15 protein-coding genes are annotated in these 18,273 nt (G+C 66.3%); 12 read left to right on the top strand and 3 right to left on the bottom strand.

Features of this window, described 5'->3' with window-relative positions; all coding sequences use genetic code 11:
• Positions 1 to 86 precede the first annotated feature (86 nt).
• From BLIN9172_RS07000 to BLIN9172_RS06990, 3 genes are all read right to left on the bottom strand, one after another.
• Positions 87 to 1,046 carry a hypothetical protein gene (locus tag BLIN9172_RS07000; RefSeq protein ID WP_101554406.1) on the bottom strand — a complete coding sequence of 320 codons (960 nt, stop codon included), beginning with the start codon at positions 1,044 to 1,046 and terminating at the stop codon, positions 87 to 89.
• A gap of 65 nt (positions 1,047 to 1,111) precedes the next feature.
• Positions 1,112 to 2,185 (bottom strand): ABC transporter, encoded by a 1,074-nt coding sequence (locus tag BLIN9172_RS06995; RefSeq protein WP_101554405.1) that lies wholly within the window; start codon positions 2,183 to 2,185, stop codon positions 1,112 to 1,114.
• Between the two features lie 6 nt (positions 2,186 to 2,191).
• Positions 2,192 to 3,853: an LPXTG cell wall anchor domain-containing protein gene (locus BLIN9172_RS06990; RefSeq protein ID WP_145997932.1), complete on the bottom strand. Its 1,662-nt coding sequence runs from the start codon at positions 3,851 to 3,853 to the stop codon at positions 2,192 to 2,194.
• A 290-nt stretch (positions 3,854 to 4,143) separates the two neighbouring features.
• Here BLIN9172_RS06990 and dcd point away from each other — a divergent pair, with 290 nt between their 5' ends.
• From dcd to BLIN9172_RS06930, 12 genes are all read left to right on the top strand, one after another.
• The gene (dcd, locus tag BLIN9172_RS06985) at positions 4,144 to 4,722 is read left to right on the top strand and encodes a dCTP deaminase (protein WP_025780481.1); all 579 of its coding nucleotides are present in this window, start codon (positions 4,144 to 4,146) and stop codon (positions 4,720 to 4,722) included.
• Positions 4,719 to 5,840 (top strand): hypothetical protein, encoded by a 1,122-nt coding sequence (locus BLIN9172_RS06980; protein WP_240811991.1) that lies wholly within the window; start codon positions 4,719 to 4,721, stop codon positions 5,838 to 5,840. The genes dcd and BLIN9172_RS06980 overlap by 4 nt, the downstream gene beginning before the upstream one ends.
• A gap of 130 nt (positions 5,841 to 5,970) precedes the next feature.
• The gene (locus BLIN9172_RS06975; protein WP_240811999.1) at positions 5,971 to 9,024 is read left to right on the top strand and encodes a Na+/H+ antiporter subunit A; all 3,054 of its coding nucleotides are present in this window, start codon (positions 5,971 to 5,973) and stop codon (positions 9,022 to 9,024) included.
• Positions 9,021 to 9,653 (top strand): Na(+)/H(+) antiporter subunit C, encoded by a 633-nt coding sequence (locus BLIN9172_RS06970; protein ID WP_101554403.1) that lies wholly within the window; start codon positions 9,021 to 9,023, stop codon positions 9,651 to 9,653. The genes BLIN9172_RS06975 and BLIN9172_RS06970 overlap by 4 nt, the downstream gene beginning before the upstream one ends.
• Entirely contained in the window at positions 9,650 to 11,230 is a 1,581-nt protein-coding gene (locus BLIN9172_RS06965) for a Na+/H+ antiporter subunit D (protein ID WP_101554402.1), read from the top strand. Before BLIN9172_RS06970 ends, BLIN9172_RS06965 begins: the two co-directional genes overlap by 4 nt.
• Positions 11,230 to 11,961 carry a Na+/H+ antiporter subunit E gene (locus BLIN9172_RS06960; protein ID WP_240811992.1) on the top strand — a complete coding sequence of 244 codons (732 nt, stop codon included), beginning with the start codon at positions 11,230 to 11,232 and terminating at the stop codon, positions 11,959 to 11,961. Before BLIN9172_RS06965 ends, BLIN9172_RS06960 begins: the two co-directional genes overlap by 1 nt.
• A complete protein-coding gene (locus BLIN9172_RS06955) occupies positions 11,961 to 12,533 on the top strand; it encodes an MrpF/PhaF family protein (RefSeq protein ID WP_101554401.1) in 573 nt (190 codons plus the stop codon). Before BLIN9172_RS06960 ends, BLIN9172_RS06955 begins: the two co-directional genes overlap by 1 nt.
• Positions 12,523 to 12,918 carry a monovalent cation/H(+) antiporter subunit G gene (mnhG, locus tag BLIN9172_RS06950; RefSeq protein ID WP_025780490.1) on the top strand — a complete coding sequence of 132 codons (396 nt, stop codon included), beginning with the start codon at positions 12,523 to 12,525 and terminating at the stop codon, positions 12,916 to 12,918. The genes BLIN9172_RS06955 and mnhG overlap by 11 nt, the downstream gene beginning before the upstream one ends.
• Positions 12,908 to 13,660 carry a response regulator transcription factor gene (locus BLIN9172_RS06945; RefSeq protein WP_101554400.1) on the top strand — a complete coding sequence of 251 codons (753 nt, stop codon included), beginning with the start codon at positions 12,908 to 12,910 and terminating at the stop codon, positions 13,658 to 13,660. The genes mnhG and BLIN9172_RS06945 overlap by 11 nt, the downstream gene beginning before the upstream one ends.
• Positions 13,657 to 15,102, top strand: coding sequence for a sensor histidine kinase (locus BLIN9172_RS06940; protein ID WP_101554399.1), 1,446 nt, complete (start codon positions 13,657 to 13,659; stop codon positions 15,100 to 15,102). The genes BLIN9172_RS06945 and BLIN9172_RS06940 overlap by 4 nt, the downstream gene beginning before the upstream one ends.
• Before the next feature lie 83 nt (positions 15,103 to 15,185).
• A complete protein-coding gene (locus tag BLIN9172_RS06935) occupies positions 15,186 to 15,899 on the top strand; it encodes a hypothetical protein (RefSeq protein ID WP_101554398.1) in 714 nt (237 codons plus the stop codon).
• 206 nt (positions 15,900 to 16,105) lie between these two features.
• Positions 16,106 to 18,121 (top strand): S9 family peptidase, encoded by a 2,016-nt coding sequence (locus BLIN9172_RS06930; RefSeq protein WP_101554397.1) that lies wholly within the window; start codon positions 16,106 to 16,108, stop codon positions 18,119 to 18,121.
• Positions 18,122 to 18,273: the final 152 nt, after the last annotated feature.

Raw genomic sequence — 18,273 nt, 5'->3', positions numbered from 1 at the left:
GTCGATCCACGGCGTTCAGGGCACCGAAATCGCCGTGGATCGACCCAACAATCGCTGTGGCAGGGCGAACCCCTGGGGGAGCGCCCTCAGGCGATGGTGACATCGCCGAGGCGACGCGGCTCGAAGCTCACCTGTGAGGACCTGACGACCACTGAGCCGCCCAGGACGAAGGAGAGCTTCTCGTCGAAGTCGTGTTCGGCAGCGGTGACGATGTCTCGGTAGCGTCCCTTGACCCGCACCTCGACCGTCGAAGGGGTGAGCTCGAGATCATTGCCGGACGAGGTCAGTCCGATCTGCGGACTGCGCTCGAGCGACCACGAGACATCACCGATGATCTCGTTGTCCGTGTCGTAGCCGAAGACGCAGCCGGCCGGCATGAGGGTCTTCGACTTCATGCAGTCCTGCAGATGGTCGGTGACCTGCTCTTCCACGGTCTGCTCGAGCTTGGCCGTCGGCTGTGGCGAGAGCTTCACGGTGGGGGAGTCGCCGGGGGCGGTCACCTCGGTGCGTTGGGATCTGGACTTCAGATACGTCGCATCGAACCCGACGAGGTAGCTCGCCGGGAACAGCACCGGCACACTTCCGGTGCTGACTCCGTAGCCGTTGACCGTCGCCGTCGACGATCCGGAGACGTCGAGGGTCAGCGTCGGCCAGTTTTCCTGCTCGATGGCCCATCGGTTGAAGAGTCCCGCGCTGGCGGGCAGGCGGACCATATCGAGATCGACGGTCTGCTCCTGCGAGGAGAGGCTGAAGCTGAGTCGGACCTTCGCATGGTCGCCGTCGATGGAGAGGGTCTCGGCTTCGGGATCGCGCGGCAGATCGGGAGCCGCCGAGAGGACGTCGTCGCTGAGCGCCAAGGTCGACGACGGTGTCGGGGCGGACAGGTAGGAGAAGGCACCCTGCGCATCGCCGTGTTCGACCGCCGAGATATAGGCCTCGGCGGCCCGGGCGGGCGTGTAGACGGTGAGGTTGAGGAGGGGGACCGCTGCAACCGTGAGGACGATGACCGTCAGTGCTGAGATCAGAAGTCTGCGCGAGGTTCGCATGGCGCTCCTGATTCGGTTGGGGACTGAAGGGGGGACTGGGCAGTCCTCAGTCTATCTGCCGCGCGTCACTCGACCGGGTAGGCGTGCAGGGCGGAGGTGTCGACCTCGACGAAGACATGCGTGCCGACCTTGACGTTGGTGCGCAGTTCGGTGATCGTCGCGCCGAGCCCCGGATGCAGAACCCCGAATCCGATGGCCGGCGTCCGGCTTCGCGGCACGCCGGCGAGGTCGGCGAGGTCGACGTCGAGGGCGAGGCCCATCTCAGTGTCGACCGGTGAGAGCTTCGCCTGCAGGCAGGAACCGCGATCACGGAGTCCGGTGACGATGGCTTCGAACACCGTCGCCGAGGTGAACGCCGGGTCGTGTTCGTCCAGTGACAGGAGGGCGGCGCGCCACCCCAGAGTCACGAACACCTTCCCGTCGAGTTCGGTGCGGGCGCGCACGGCCGAATGGCCGATGGACAGCCAGCCCTTCCGGGCCAGCCCGGAATAGACGTTGACCCCGCTGAGCTCGGCCGGCAGCGAACCGCGCGGTTCGGTGACGATCTGCTCCAGGGAACCGAGCGCGACGAGCTGGTCCTTCTCGATGTTCGCCACCCCCGCCTCGGCGATGGCGTGGTCGGTCAGCGAATTCGAGCTGAACACGACTCCGCGGCCCTCCCCGGCGACGAGTTCGGCGAAGCGACTCCGCAGCCCGGTGCGCAGATGGCCGGGGACCATGCCGAAAGGGTCGATGAGGGTCAGCCACCTCGCGCCGCTCGCCCAGGCCGCGGCCAGAGCGAGGCGGGCACGATCGGTCGCATCGAGATCCTCGAGGCGACGGCGCAGAACATCGGGGCGCAGCCCGAATGCCGTCAGTGCAGCTGATGGATCCGCTGCCGATGCCGCCTCCCCAGATCCGGCATCGGCGTCGCGAAGATAGCTCTTCATCCAGCTGCGCACACGCAAGCGACCCGACCGGCGTCCGGTCGGGAAGCGTGGTGGTGGTGCGACGTGGGGCAGGGCGGCCGCGGACAGCACCACCGAGGTGGTGCTGTCCGGGCTGCCCATCAGTCCGAGCATTGTCCCTGCTCGCAGACGTCCTAGGTCGATCTCGCGTCCGTCGAGCTGCAGCCCCGCGAGGGACAATTCCTCGTTCAATGCGGTTTAGAACTCCGCGGGATCGTCGGCGGCGTTCATCCGCCGACGGGTGATGATGACGGCTGCCGCACCGACAGCGAGCAGACCGACGCCGAGCGCCAGCCCGGTCATCTCGGCACCGGTGCGCGGCAGGTCACTGCCCGAATCGCTCTGGCCGCCGCCGTTTCCGTCTCCGCCTTCGTCGACGTCGGTGCCGTTGGTGAGCACCGTGAAGCTTCCGCCCTGGGGCTCATCGAAGCTCTCGGCCTGGGCGCGCACGTTGTAGGTGCCGAGCACGGACTTGACCTTGGCCTGGACACCGAAGGTGACCTTGCCGTCGGAATCGGCTTCCTTGGTCATCGTGTACCGGTCGACCTTGCCCTGGGCATGCTCGACCGTGATGGTGACCTTCTCGCCGGGCTGAGCGCCGCTGACGCCGATCTTGATGCCGTCGTTCAGGAAGTCCTCGGAGCTGACCTCGGTCGGGTTGATGAACATGGATGCCTGCGCATCAGCGGCAGGCTTCTTGTCCTCGGTGCCGGGGCTGGCCGGACCGGTGGACTCGGCAGCCTCGTCCTCGGCATCCTTCGATCCGGCGTCCTTAGCGTCATCAGATGCATCCGCGTCGGCGTCCTTGGCGTCATCGGCCTTGTCGGCTTCCGAATCCTCGGCATCCTTCGATCCGGCGTCCTTAGCGTCATCAGATGCATCCGCGTCGGCGTCCTTGGCGTCATCGGCCTTGTCGGCTTCCGAATCCTTGGCGTCATCCGATCCCTCTGAATCTTCGTCTCCAGTCGGGGCCTTGGCCGGTCCTGGCTGGACTCCGTCGGTCGCAGCCTCTTCCGAGCCATCGTCGGCGGACGAAGCCTCTTCCGAGCCTTCGTCGGCGGTCGATCCCTCATCTGAGTTTTCGTCGCCCGGATCCGGGGTCTCGGTCTCAGACGGGCTCGGCTGGGGCGCCTCGGTGGTGGGATCCTCGGTCTTGGTCTCCGTCGGTTCCGGGGCCTTCGTGGTGGGGTCCTCGGTCTTCGTCTCCGACGGCTTGGGTGCCTCGGTCGTCGGCTCCTCGGTCTTCGTCTCCGTCGGCTCCGGCGACTGCGTCTCGCTCGGAGTCTCCGAGGGAGTCTTGATCGGACCGGTGGCCGACTCGCACTTGTCGTCGTCGCCCGTGCCCGGTTCGTCGACCTCGGAGGCCTTGGAGACGACCTCGAAGGTCACCTTCGAGGACTTCTTCTCGGACTTGAGGTCGGTGAGGTAGAGGGAGTGCTCGCCGGCAGGAACCTTGGCATCCTCGGTGACGGTGAAGAAGTAGGTGCCGGAGACCTTGCCCTCCTCATCGACGGTGAGCTTCTTGTCCGGCGTGTATTCGGTGCCCTCGGTGCCGATGACGGTCACCGTGGCCTTCTGGTCCGGGGTGAATCCGGTGCCGGAGAAGCCGAGTCCCTTCTTGTCGTCCGCGATGTCGGCGCGGGTCACCTGCGCCTGCGCAAGGGTCGCCTGCGGGTCCGACTCGTCGGGAACCGAGGAATCCGATTCGGAGCTGCTCGATGACTGCTGATCACCCTGGGCGCACAGCGGTTGCTGAGGGACCGAAGCGGTGGACTCTGTCGCTGCGAACGCCGGGGCGCCAGCAAGACCTGTCAATGCAACGGCTACTGCGGGGGCAAGCACAAGACGCGAGGTCTTCACAGTAATGCCTTTCGATTGTTGTCTACCCACGAAAGACGATGGACTCCCGGCATTCCTTGGCTTAAGAAGGGGAAGGCACCATCGTGCGCGGGTCCGTACAGCTCATAACTCTAAAGCATTCACCGGTTGCGATGGGGAGACACACGGGGAAAAACCAGCATTTATCGCAGAGATCGTTATCATTTCGTGACATAGATTCGGCGTGTCGCTCACCCATTGAAGAGAATTCCGCGAATCACAACGATGTGATTTGTGAGCGTGATGAGGTCGGAACGACTACCATCGGAGACGTGACTCTGCTTTCAGACCGCGACATCCGCGCCGAGCTCGACTCCGGCCGCATCGCCCTCGACCCCTACGACCCGTCGCTGATCCAGCCGGCCAGTGTCGACGTGTGTCTCGACCGCTGCTTCCGGCTCTTCGACAACCACAAATACGCGGTCATCGATCCGAGCCTCGAGCAGCCCGAACTCACCCGCTTCGTCGAGGCCGCTCCGGGGGAGCCGTTCGTCCTCCACCCGGGCGAATTCGTCCTCGCCTCCACCCATGAGCTCGTGACTCTGCCCGTCGACGTCGCCGCTCGGCTCGAGGGCAAGTCCTCGCTCGGACGTCTGGGCCTGCTGACCCACTCGACGGCCGGATTCATCGACCCCGGCTTCAGCGGCCATGTCACGCTGGAGCTGTCGAACGTCGCGACCCTGCCGATCACCCTGTGGCCGGGAATGAAGATCGGCCAGCTCTGCTTCTTCCGGCTCAGCTCGGAGGCGGAGAATCCCTACGGTTCCCAGGCCACGGGCAACCGCTATCAGGGGCAGCGTGGCCCGACTGCCTCCCGTTCGCATCTCAACTTCTACCGGAGGGACATGTGATCACCCGCCGCGAACTGCGGCTGCAACGCGAAGCCGCTGAACGCGCCGCCCGGGAACAGACCGACGCCGCGCGCTATCAGAAGCCGGACGCCCGGGCCGCGAGTCGGCGACGGAGCGGAATGCCGTCGACGGGGCGGCCCGGCTACGGCGGTGACACGTCCGCGCCCGAGGACACGGCCACCTCGGCGGATCTGCGGGGATTCCACCTCATCCTCCTCGATGACGCGGTCGAGGTATCCGACGTTCTCGCGCTCATCCACAACAAACTGCCCGACCTTCCCCCGGTGCTCGACGAGCACGGGCAGATGCGACTGAGCCGCCACTCCCGACTGAGCTCGGGGGTCGCCCTCGATCCCTCCGATGCCGCCGCGCTCGAGGTCCCCGACTGGGCACAGCACGCCATCGTCATCGACTGCCCGCGGGACCGGCAGCCGACCCCGCCGCCGGACTGGTTCGCGGACGCCGACGGACTCCACGAGGCCTTTCCCGCTGGGATGCCGGACCGGGAGGAGGAGCGGATGCTCAGCCTCATGCTCTCCGTCGCCTCCCGCCTCCACACGGGCGTGCGTCTGGCCGACGAGCCCGGACTGCCGACGCGGGCGATCATCCCCGACCCCGAGGCGAAGATCGACCTCTACATCTACTCCTCGTATTGGATGGAACCGCCCGTCGTCCTCGACTTCGTGCGCCGCCATGCCCCACAGGCCTTCCAGCAGGCCCTGCCCACTCCCGACGAGGATGTGCTGGCCCAAGCGAGCATCGACCATCCGCTCTTCGACCCGTCCGCCCCGGTCATCCTCGACGGCTATGCCCTGCTCGTCCCGCTCGGCGAGATCGACGAATCCGCCGGCAGCCTCGAGATCCGGGTGATGGAGGCCGAGTGGGTTCCGCCGATCATCGCCGCCCACACCGACGCCCCGCAGATCGAATACCACGTGCATTGGATGGATGCCGAGTCGAAGCGCTATCAGCCGAACCAGGGGCGCCGATTCCGGCGGATGCGCAGCCGGGTTGCTGAGCTCACCGACGCGATCGGGGCCGAGCTGCTCATCGGTTCGGCGGGCATCGGACTCGACGAGAACGGCTTCCTCGTGACCAGCCGACAGCTGCGTGCATGATCGGTGCCATGCCGGGGCAGGACCGGTCTCAACTGACGTCCTGCGATTCGGGAAACGACACCTGTCCGTGCGAAAATGACCTGACGAACCTTTCTCACAAACAGGCATATGACGGAGGTGGCCGCCGGTGATGATCATGACAGGAGCCTTCTTCGGGGCATCTGTCATCGCCTACCCCCTGGTTCGCCTGCTCGGCCGCAACGCCTTCTTCCTCCTCGCCCTCGTTCCCTTCGCGGGACTGCTGTGGAGCCTGTCGGCGATCTCCGATCTGTTCGGCCCCGCGGCCCAGCCGCTCGTCGAGAATTTCGACTGGCTGCCCGAGCTCGGCCTCTCCGGAGTCTTCCGCCTCGACGTGCTCTCCTGGATCATGACGCTGCTGGTCACCGGGGTCGGTGCTCTCGTCTTCGTCTACTGTGCACGCTACTTCCCGCCCGACGAGCCGGGCCTGGCTCGGTTCGCGGGAATCTTCATGGCCTTCGCCGGAATGATGTACGGGCTCGTCGTCGCCGACGAACTGCTCATGCTCTACCTGTTCTGGGAAGGCACCACAGTCTTCTCGTACCTGCTCATCGGGCACAGCCAGTCGCGCCGTCGCTCGCGGCAGGCTGCCCTGCAGGCGCTCATCGTCACCACGGCCGGCGGCCTGGCCATGCTCGTGGGCATGATCCTGCTCATCACCGCCACCGGCACCGGGCAGATCTCGACCCTGATCGACCGTGCCCAGTCCGGAATGGACACGGGCGGGGTCATCGTCTCCGCCGTCATCCTTATCCTCGTCGGCGCGGTCTCGAAGTCCGCGCTCATGCCCTTCCACTTCTGGCTGCCCGGCGCCATGGCCGCACCCACCCCGGTCAGCGCCTATCTGCACGCCGCGGCGATGGTCAAGGCGGGAATCTACCTCGTCCTGCGCCTGGCACCGGGCTACCACAACATCCCAGGCTGGTCCGAGGTGCTGCTCACCCTGGGTCTGCTGACGATGTTCATCGGCGGGTGGCAGGCGCTGAAGCAGACCGACCTCAAGCTGCTTCTGGCCTTCGGCACGGTCTCGCAGCTCGGCTTCCTCACCACCATGGCCGCGTTCGGGACTCCGGACATCACGAAGGCGGCCCTGGGTCTGCTCATCGCCCACGCCCTGTTCAAGTCGTGTCTGTTCCTGTGCGTCGGCATCATCGACCACCGTGCCGGCACCCGTGACCTGACGAAGCTCTCCGGCGGTTGGAGGGCCTTCCCCGTCGTCGCCGTGTGCGCGACGATCGCAGCCGCCTCGATGGCGGGGCTGCCGCCGCTGCTCGGCTTCGCCGCGAAGGAAGCCGCATACTCGACGCTGCTGTCCTCGTCGGACAAGACCTCGGTCATTGCCTTCATCGGGATCATGATCGGCTCGATCCTCACCGTCGCCTACTCGGCTCGCTTCATCTGGGGTGCGTTCTCGTCGAAGCCGGGCGTCGATGACATCGCCCGCCGCGACGAAAAGCTCACCCTCGTCGTCTCCCCGCTCATCCTCACCGCGCTGACCCTGGCGCTCGGCCCGGGAGTCGGACTGCTCGACGGCTACTTCTCCGCCTGGACGACCGGACTGCCGGCTGTGGCCGAGGGCGACGGGCACTACCACCTCGCGCTGTGGCACGGATTCGAACCGGCGCTCGCCTTCACCGCTGTGACCGTCGCCGCGGGCCTGGCCCTGTTCATCGTCCGCCGTCCCTTCGCGAAGGTCCAGGCGACACTGCCGTCGGGACTGGACTTCCACGAGCTCTACCGGATGCTCATCGGCTGGATGGAAGCCCTGGCGCTGTGGGTCACCGCCCGCACTCAGCGCGGCTCGCTGCCGTTCTACCAGGGCGTGGTCTACTTCGTCCTCGTCGCCGGATTGGGTCTGGCGATCATCGCCAATGACACGTGGAACATCACCTTCCGGCTCTGGGACACTCCGCTGGATCTCATCGTCGCGGCCGTGCTCGTCATCGTCGCGATCGGGGCCACCCGCGCGAAGAAGCGCTTCACCGCCGTCGTCGTCACCGGCATCTCCGGCTATGCGATGGTCGCCTACTTCGCCTTCGTCGGCGCTCCCGACCTGGCCCTGACCCAGGTGCTCGTCGAGACCATCACGATCGTCGTCTTCGTCCTCGTCCTCCGCCGGCTGCCGGCGCGCATCGGTGAGTCCACCGGTCGCCTCACCCCCGCGTGGCGGGCGATCATCGGCGGCGCCGTCGGCATCACCGTCATGCTCGTGGTCCTCATCGCCACCGGTGTGCGCGTGGCCGATCCGATCTCCACCGACTTCGGGCAGCTCGCCTACGAACTCGGCCACGGCAGGAACATCGTCAACGTCACCCTCGTCGACATCCGTGCGTGGGACACGATGGGCGAGATCTCGGTGCTCGTGGCCGCCGGAACCGGTATCGCCGGCCTCATCTTCGTCCGCGGTCGCGAAGGCCACCTGCATCGGTTCGAGAGGAAGAAGGACGGCACCGAGGCGGCCGGCCGCATCCGCTTCCAGCCCGTGGCCGAGGACGTCGTCGATCTCCACCACACCGGCCGCAGCGAGGGGCTGTCGCAGAAGCGAGCGTCTTGGCTCATCGCCGGACGCACCCTGGCCCCGCGCAACCGGTCGATCATCCTCGAGGTCACCGCACGCCTCATCTTCCACGCCGTCATCATCTTCTCCGTCTATCTGCTCTTCGCCGGCCACAACGCCCCGGGCGGCGGATTCGCCGGCGGCCTCGTCGCCGGCCTCGCCCTCGTCGTGCGCTACCTCGCCGGAGGCAAGTACGAACTCGCCGAGGCGGCCCCCTTCACCCCCTCAGGAATGCTGGGCACCGGCCTGGTCACCGCGATCCTCACCGTCATCGGAGGGTGGATCTGGGGTGAGACGGTCTTCGACTCCGTCTACCTCGAGGGCGATCTGCCGCTGCTGGGCCACGTGTCCTTCGGCACATCGACGTTCTTCGACATCGGCGTCTACCTCATCGTCGTCGGCCTCATGCTCGACATCCTCCGCTCGCTGGGGGCCGAGGTCGACCTGCACCAGGAGCGCGACGAGGCGATGCTGACCGACCGCATCCACGACAATGTGAACTTCTCCGAGAACCTGGGCGCGACTGCCGAACATCGAGCCGTGTCCGAGATCATCGACCGGGTCAACGAACTCGACGTCGACAACGGTGCGGAAGGGGGCCGACTGTGAGCGTCTCCTTCGTCATGGTCCTGGCCATGGGCGTCCTCTTCGCCGCCGGCATCTACCTCATGCTCGAACGCTCCCTGACGCGCGTTCTGCTCGGCTTCATCCTGCTCGGCAACGGAGTGAACCTGCTCATCATCCTCACCGCCGGGCGCGGTTCCCCGCCCCTGACCGACGGAGAGAACCTGTCGACCGAGGGCATGTCCGATCCGCTGCCGCATGCCCTCGTCCTCACGGCCATCGTCATCACCTTCTCCGTGACGGCATTCCTGCTGGCTATGATCTACCGTTCCTGGAGGCTCATGCGCGCCGATTCGCTGCAGGACGACGACACCGACCTCCAGGTGGCGATCACGAAGCTCATCGACTCCGAGGCGGAGGCGAGCACCGACTACGACGACACCGAGTTCGGCGACGAGGCGGAGTCCCCGATCACCGGCGCCATCGACCTCGACGACGACGGGACTCCTGCGGAGCGGGAGGAACTCGTCGACGATATCGAGGATGCGTCGACTCCGGCCGAGGCCGATGCCATCGCCGAGGCGGCCGCGGACTCGCAGACGGAGGCCCACAGCGCCGAGGAGGCCGAAGTCGCCGAAGAGGCCAAGGACGCCAAACAGGGAGACGACTCATGATCGATCTTCTGCCCGTACTCGTTCCCCTGCCGGTTCTGCTGCCGCTCATCGGCGCCGGCATCGCGCTGATCCTGTCCAAGCACACGCGGGCGCAGAATCTCGTGTCGATCGCGATCCTGGTCGCGGTCATGGCCATCGCCACGCTGATCCTTCTCGGGGTCGATGTGCACGGACCGCAGGTCGTGGCGATCGGCGGGTGGCAGCCACCGGCCGGCATCGTGCTCGTCGCCGACAGGCTGTCCTCGCTCATGCTCATCGTGTCCTCGCTGGTCACCCTGTGCGTGCTCGTCTACGCACTGAGTCAGGACGCCAACGACGACTCGAACGAGACCCCGATCTCCGTGTTCAACCCCAGCTACCTGGTGCTGTGCGCGGGCATTGCGAACTCGTTCCTCGCCGGAGACCTGTTCAACCTCTACGTCGGCTTCGAGATGTTCCTCGTCGCCTCGTATGTGCTGCTCACGCTCGGTGCCACGGCGGAGCGGATTCGGGCGGGAGTCACGTATGTGATCATCTCGCTGGTGTCCTCGGTGATCTTCCTCGCCGCCATCGGCATCACCTACGCCGCGTGCGGCACCGTGAACATGGCGCAGCTGGCGGAGAGGATCTCGGATCTGCCGGCCGATGTGCAGATGATCCTCCACGTCCTCCTGCTGTTGGGCTTCGGCATCAAGGCCGCGATCTTCCCGCTGTCCTTCTGGCTTCCCGACTCGTACCCGACGGCACCGGCCCCGGTGACTGCGGTCTTCGCGGGACTGCTGACGAAGGTCGGCATCTATGCGATCATCCGCACCGAGACTCTGCTGTTCTCCGAATCGTCCCTGCGGGTGCCGCTGCTCATCGCGGCGGGCCTGACGATGCTCGTGGGCATCTTCGGCGCCATCGCGCAGTCGGAGATCAAGCGGATCGTGTCCTTCACCCTGGTCTCCCATATCGGCTATATGCTCTTCGGCGTGGCCCTGGGGACGAGTGTGGGCCTGTCCGCGGCGATCTACTACACGGTTCACCACATCATCGTCCAGACCGCGCTGTTCCTGGCCATCGGACTCGTCGAAATGCGCGGCGGGTCCACCTCGACGAGGTCGCTGGGCGGTCTCATGGTGCTGTCTCCGGTGATCACGATCATCTTCTTCATCCCGGCGCTCAATCTCTCCGGCATTCCGCCGTTCTCCGGGTTCATCGGCAAGGTCGCGCTCTTCCTCGCCGGATTCGACGATCAGGCGTGGCTGCCCACGGTCCTCATCGTCGCGGGCACCGTGACGAGCCTGCTCACCCTCTATGTCATCGGCCGTACCTTCAACCTCGCATTCTGGCGTGATCCGGCCGATGTGGAAGAGCCGAACGAGGACCTCGTCGACGAGTTCACGGAGCGGAAGAAGACGCTGTTGGCGGGGAAGACGTGGAAATCTCAGATCGGAGTTCCCCCTGCCATGGTGGCGGCCACCTCGGTGGTGGTGATCGCCTCCATCGTGCTCACGATCGCCGCCGAACCCCTGTGGGACATGTCGAACCGGGCGGCTGAGAACCTCTCGACACCGCTCGACTACGTCACGAACGTACTCGGAGGTGATGACTGATGAGTCCCGATCGCGAGCACGGAGGGCCCCGAAATCAGGACCAGGACGGTGCGCAGGGCCGGGCCCGAGTTCAGCGACAGGTCCGCGACCAGGGCCGGACCCGCGTCCTGGGCCCGGCCAGCGGCCAAGGCCAGAACCGTGCGCCGGCTCCCAACCGGGCGCGGATGAGCCGGGGCCGCGGAATCATCCAGCAGCTCGTGCTGCTGATCTCGCTGGTCCTGCTGTGGCTGATGCTCTGGGACGCGATCACGGTGGTCACCGTGGTCACCGGAATCGTGCTGGCCTTCATCGTCACCCGCGTGTTCTATCTGCCGCCCGTCGTGCTGTCCGGACGGTTCAACGTCTGGCATGCCACGGTGTTCGGCCTGTGGTTCCTCTACTCGGTCCTCCACGCCTCCGTCGAAGTCGCCTGGTACGCGTTCCGCCGCAAGGCGGTCGGAGCCGGGTCCGTCATCGCCTGTGATCTGCGCACGAGCTCGGATCTCGTGCTCACCCTCATCGCCGATACCGCCAGCCTCATCCCCGGGTCGATCATCATCGACAGCGACCGGGCCATGGGCATCCTCTATCTGCACTTCCTCGACTGCGATTCCGAGGAGAAGCTGCGTAAGGCCAAGGCGCAGGTCTACTTCATCGAAGAGCTGCTCATCCGCACTCTCGGTTCGCACCGTGACCTCGCCTCCCTGCGGGCCAGGCCGGATCCGCTGGGCGAGACCGAGGGAGGTCGCTGATGAGTGAGATCGTCCTCCACACGCTCGTCATCGCCGGTTCGGTGCTGTTGGCCGCCTCGGTGGTCATCGCGCTCTTCCGGATCGTCCGCGGTCCGTCGATCCTCGATCGCATGATCGGCACCGACGTCGTGCTCGCTTCGATCATGTGCGGGCTCGGCGGGTATATGGCGCTGTCCGACCGCACGGATCTGCTGCCCGTGCTCGTCGTGCTCGCGATGCTCGGCTTCGTCGGTTCGGTGAGCGTGTCGAGGTACGTGTCGAAGTCCGATTCGATGACCCCCGGCGCCGAGGCGGGGGCACTGTCGGACTTCACCAGCACGGATTGGCATATGCCGCGTGATGCGGGGGAGCAGAGCGCCGCAGCGACGGAGATCGGGGAGCCGGAGGTCACCTTGATCGCGGATCCCACCTACGACGCCCACGCCGACAGCGACGGAGAGGGCGAGGGCACCGGGCCCGACCCGGGACCCGATGACGCCGAGCACATGTCGCACGGCGACGGATCGGATCGAGACGGATCGGATCGAGACGGATCGGATCGAGACGGAGAGGGGAACAGTCGTGGTTCTTGACATCATCTCAGCCGTGCTCATCTTCCTCGGTGCGGTTCTGTCACTGGCCGCAGCGGTCGGTCTCGTCCGCTTCGCCGATCTTCTCTCGCGGATGCATGCGAGTGCGAAACCCCAGGTGTTGGGCCTGGTGCTCGTCGCTGTGGCGATCGCGATCCAGTTCCCGACCTGGGCGACGGTGACGACGCTGGCGATCATCATCTCCTTCCAGCTGGTGACGATCCCCGTCGCCACGCATATGGTCGGCCGCGCCGGATATCGCACCAAGCACCTGCGTCGATCTATGCTGTACCGAGATGAACTCGCCGAGGCGGTCGACCGCGCCGAGGCGAGAGAGATCGCCTGGGAACGCCAGAGAGGAACCGGAACTGACCACCATGACGGCTGACAATCACACCCAGCCCCAACCACTCGTCTTGGTCGCCGATGATGAGCCGGACGTCCTCAGAGCGGTCGTGCCGTTCCTCGAACGCTCCGGATTCCGGGTGCTGCCCGCCAGCGACGGACTGCTCGCCCTCGACGAGATCCACCGCCACAGACCCGATGTGTGCGTCCTCGACGTGCTCATGCCCGGAGCCGACGGCCGGCAGGTGCTGCGTCGACTGCGCCAGGAGGAGAACTGGGTTCCGGTGCTGCTGCTGACCCAGGTCGGCGAAGGAGTCGAGCGGGCCATGGCACTCGAAGAGGGCGCCGACGACTACCTCAACAAGCCCTTCGATCCGCACGAGCTCGTCGCCCGCATCCGTGCCGTCCTGCGTCGCACCCGCAATGACGGCCCGCCTCTGGCCACGGCCCCGGTGCTCGTGTCCAGCTTCGGCCTGCGCGTCGACCGAGTCGGACGCCGGGCCTGGTTGGGGCAGCGTGAACTCGTCATCACGCCGAAGGGCTTCACCCTGCTCGAGTACCTCATGGTGCACAAGGACGAACTCATCGAACGGTCCCGCCTGCTCGAAGTGCTGTGGGGATTCGAAGAGGCCGTGGGCACGCGTGCCGTGGACTCCCGTGTCGCCGAGCTGCGTCGTGTGCTCGGCGAAGATGCCGCAGAGCCCCGGTGGATCGCCACCGTGCAGGGGCGCGGCTATCGGTTCGTCGGTGAGGTCCGCGGCGAGGACGGTCAGAGCAGTCTATGACGAACTTCCTTGTCTTCGAGATCCAGGTCTGGCTGTTCCTGCTGCTGGTCGTCATCGTGCTCGGCGGTCTGGCCGTCGGTGCCTGGTTCGGCTGGCGGCATCTGAAGAAGCGCGAGGCCGCGCTGCGGGAATCCATCGAGACAGCCGCGGCCGAGGATTCGATGACGAAGCGCAATCGGATGCTCATCCGACTCGATCACGAGTTGAAGAATCCGCTGACGGCGCTGCGCACCTCGGCGGCGAGCATCCGCGAGGTCGTCCGTGACGGCGGCACGCTGAGCGAGGTGGAGCCGGCAGCGAAGCAGGTCGACGTGTCCTCACGCCGGGTCGCCCGACTGCTGGCCGATCTGCGCAAACTCGCCGATGTCGAGACGCGCATCATCGAATACGCCCGCGTCGATCTCGATGCGCTCATCCATCAGGCCGTCGAGGACGCCTCGACTGCGCCGGGCGCCGAGGATCGGATGATCGTGGCCACCGTCGCCCGCGCTCCCTGGCGACTGCCCGATGTCGCCGGTGAAGAGGATCTGCTGCTCACCGCGATCCTCAACCTGCTGGGCAACGCCCTCAAATACTCGTCTCAGGCCGAGGTCGTTGAGCTGCGCGCCAATGAGCAGATCATCGACGGTCATCGCTGGGTCGTCGTCGAGGTCGCCGACACGGGCAGCGGCATCCCGCTGGCCGAACAGGAGAACGTCTGGGACGAGCTCTCTCGCGGTTCTCGTGTGCGGGCGGTGGCCGGTTCGGGGATGGGGCTCTCGCTCGTGCGTGCCATCGTCACCAGGCACGGCGGATCCGTGCAGCTGTTCAGCCAGGAGGGCGTGGGCACCTCGGTGCGTATGGTTCTGCCGGTCCTCGCCGATGCCGCACCCGTGACCGTTCCGCAGATGTCGGATCATATGGATCGGGTCGCCGCCGGTTCGCATGCGGTGCAGCCGGTACAGCAGGCGGATTCGCGGCGGGCACCCGGATTCCTGCCTCCCCGGCAGCCGAATGAGGCCGAACTGCAGGGGCGGATCCTCGGCACTCCCCGGCGGACGTCGAAGCGTCGCCTCGAGAGAGTCGACGGAAACCTGGTCAACCGTCGGACGGGGGAGTCGGTCTTTGGTGGATTCCCACCCGATTCCGGCCAGCATTCGCAGTTCAAACCGCCCCGGCAGGCACCGAACGTCGGCGGACAGAACCCGGGCTATGGACAGCCGCGCGTGGGCGGTCAGTCCGATTCCGGGCCGCAGAGTTTCGGACAGCAACCGGTCGGCAGCCCGCCTCCCGTCGGCAGCCAGCCCGCCGGCGGCCCCAGACCCACCGGCCAGCCGCACGTGGGCAGCCAGCCCAATTCAGGTCAGCAGCCGCCTCAGCAGCAGTACGGACAGGCTCAGCCGAACCAGAACGGCCCGGAAGCGGGGTACCCGGGCCAGCGTCGGCACGGTGACCAGCTGTGAGACCGGTGACCGGACGAGCGGCATCGTCGACCTCCTCCGCGGGGAGCGTCGCGTCGAAGGGCCTCCCAGCGGGGAGGTCCGCAATGGGCAGAGCCGTCTCGGGCAGACCAGCCTCGGTGCGGCGAGCCGCAGCCGCCGGCACACTCGCACTGACCGTCCTGCTCAGCGGGTGTTCGGTCTTCCAGATCCGCACCGAAGACAAATCTTCCGGGCCCATGCGGATCGGTGTGCAGGAGACCGCCGGCCCCGAGCCCACGGGCACACCCACCGAGGCCGGAATCCCCGAGGGGATGACGAAGACGTCGGTGACATTCGGCGGCAGCTGCCCGGTCGAACTCAGCTTCGCGCTCGGCGATGACTGGAGGGACAGCAGCGGCAGCACCGATCAGTTCCACGTCTTCACTCACGGCAATGACAGTTCTCGCGCCGATATCATCCTCGTCAACTGCACTGACGAATACGGTGACAGCGCGCAGGAAGTCGTCGACAGTAAGCGACGCTACAACTTCTCCGAACAGGACTCACAGGTGTTGGCCGAGCAGACGGGATCTCTGGCCGCGGGGGAGTACTGGAGCTATCAGGGTGAACTCGGTCCCACAGAGATCCTCGCTCTCAACAGCAAACCCACTTATGCGTTCGGCGTGCAGACGGGTTACAAGATCAACGGACGCCTGGTGAATCTGTCCATCGAGATGCGCACACCGAAGACGAACACCGAAGTGGCGGAGGACTTCAAGAAGATGCTGCCGACGGTGACGATCGATGGTGAGAGGGTTCCGGCACCGAGCTTCCGCTGACTTTCCGCGGAGTGTCGAACGGCGCGGCGATCACGTGGCCGCGACCCCCGACTGCCCTGACCGCGAACGCGCCCCGGACCGCGAACGCAATCCGGCCGGCCGCCTCGGCGATCCCGACCGCGAACGCGGACCGACCGGCCGCCTCGGTGAACTGGAGTTTTCTCGGATCTCACCCGGGAGTCGACGTTGGGACCTAGGATGGGAAGATGACGACCCACGATGCAGTGACCCGACTCCTCGACGCCCGCCGCCTGCAAGGCCTCTTGACGAATCAGAACGGCCGCGTCATCGCCCAGTACTCGTTCCTCAACTCCGAGGGCAATTCCTCTCTCAGCCACCTCGCCGATATCAGCGGGGAGGAGCCCCGACGCATCACTCGCGGCAACCAGTCCGTGGGTCCGGCCGCGCTGAGTGAGAACGGCACGATCGTCTTCGCCTCCAAGCGCAAAGGCGAGGACGGCAAAGATGCTGAGTCCCCGAGCCTGTGGGCGCTGCCGGACAACGGAGAGGCCCGCAAACTCGCCGACCACTCGGGCGGTTTCTCCCGCATCGAGGTCAAGGGCGAGACCATCGTCGTCGAGTTTCCCGTCCATACATGGGCCGCCGACGAAAACGACCATCAGGAATTCAGCTCCGAACGCAGTGACGCGAAGGTCAGCGGGATCCTCCACACCGGGTTTCCGGTCCGCCGCTGGGATCACGATCTGGGGCCGGGCCGACAGACCCTGGCCGTGGCCACCCTCAACGAGGCGGCCGCCGACTTTCCCGAAGTCAGCGACGAGCTGAGTACCCCGTCGGGCTTGGGGTTCCGCTACCTGTCTCTGCCGTCCGGTCGACTGGTCGACTGGGCCGTCGACGATGAGGCACGCTTCGTCCTCGTCCAGCTCGAGAAGCCGATCCCCGGCCAGCTCGAGGCCAGTGAGATCTGGCGCGTGGACCTCGACGGGGAACCCGAACTGCACCGTCTGACGAAACCGGCAGCCGATCACAGCTTCGACATCGAAGCCATCAGCCCGGACGGAACGAAAGCGCTGGTCACCCGCGTACAAGCCTGGACTCCGCAGACCAACCTCGCGGCCGAACTCAAAGTCCTCGACCTGGAGACCGCGGAACTGAAGTCCGTGTGGCCGGATGCCGATTTCTGGTTCTCTCCGATCTGGGCGGACGATTCGACCATCGTGGCCACCGCCGATGATCACGGCCGCGGCAGCATCTTCATCGGTGATGTCAATGATGCGCAGCCCAGGCGGCTCGTCGGGGGAACCGATCAGAAGTATTCGTTCTCGGGGCTGGCCCTGCGTGAGGACACGGTCGTGGCGACCGCCTCGGCGATCGATGTCGCGCCTCTGCCGATCTCCGTCGACCTCGCCACCGGGGTCATCAGCGAACTCGCGAACCCGGCGACGGTCCTCGACGAGGAAGGCACCCTCACCGAGGTGGAGGTCCGTGCCGAGGACGGCACGCCGATCCGTGCGTGGCTGGTCCTGCCGGAGGGGGAGGGGCCGCATCCGCTCGTCGTCTTCGCCCACGGCGGACCGTGGGGGTCGTGGAATGCGTGGACCTACCGGTGGAATCCGGGTCCTTTTGCGGCCGCCGGTTATGCTGTGCTGCTGCCGGATCCGGCGATCTCCACCGGATATGGGCAGGCGATGATCGATCGCGGGCAGCAGCAGCTCGGCGGCACTCCGTTCACCGACATCATGGCGCTGACCGAGGCCGCAGGGGAGAGGACGGACATCGATGCCGAACGCATCGGCCTGGCTGGCGGATCCTACGGCGGGTACATGGCCAACTGGGTGGCCGGGCACACCGGCAGCGCGTTCAAGTGCATCGTCACCCATGCCTCCCTGTGGAACACCACGTCGATGGGGCGGACGACGGACAATTCGTCCTGGGATCAGGCGATGCGGGAACAGTCGGCGCAGTATTCGCCGCACCTGTTCGCCGATGACATCGAGGTGCCGATGCTCGTCATCCACGGTGACAAGGACTACCGGGTGCCGATCGGGCAGGGCCAGGAACTGTGGCTGGACCTGCTCACCCGGGCGAAGACTCCGCTCGACGCCGATGGCGGCACTCAGCACCGGTTCCTCTATTTCCCCGACGAGGGGCATTGGATCCTCGGCCGTGGGAACGCCGAGGTCTGGTACCGAACCGTGCTCGCGTTCCTCGACTCGCACGTGCTCGGCATCGACGCGGACCGAGTCCGCACGCTGGGCTGAGTCGGCAGTCGATCCGTCGGCTTCCTGAGGTGGGGAGGCAAACGGTTCGTCTGCGCCCCGGGGCGGGGCGGCTGCCGGTTCGGGGCGGCTATTGGTTCGTCCGCGCCCCCGGGACGAGCCGATAGCCGATTCGCCGGCACACCGCCGGTCGA

Origin of the sequence: Brevibacterium linens ATCC 9172 (assembly GCF_900169165.1) — a bacterium.
In the GTDB taxonomy this organism is placed as follows: domain Bacteria; phylum Actinomycetota; class Actinomycetes; order Actinomycetales; family Brevibacteriaceae; genus Brevibacterium; species Brevibacterium linens.
The sequence above is the reverse complement of the archived record's forward strand: the minus strand, read 5'-3'. Positions and strand labels throughout refer to the sequence as shown.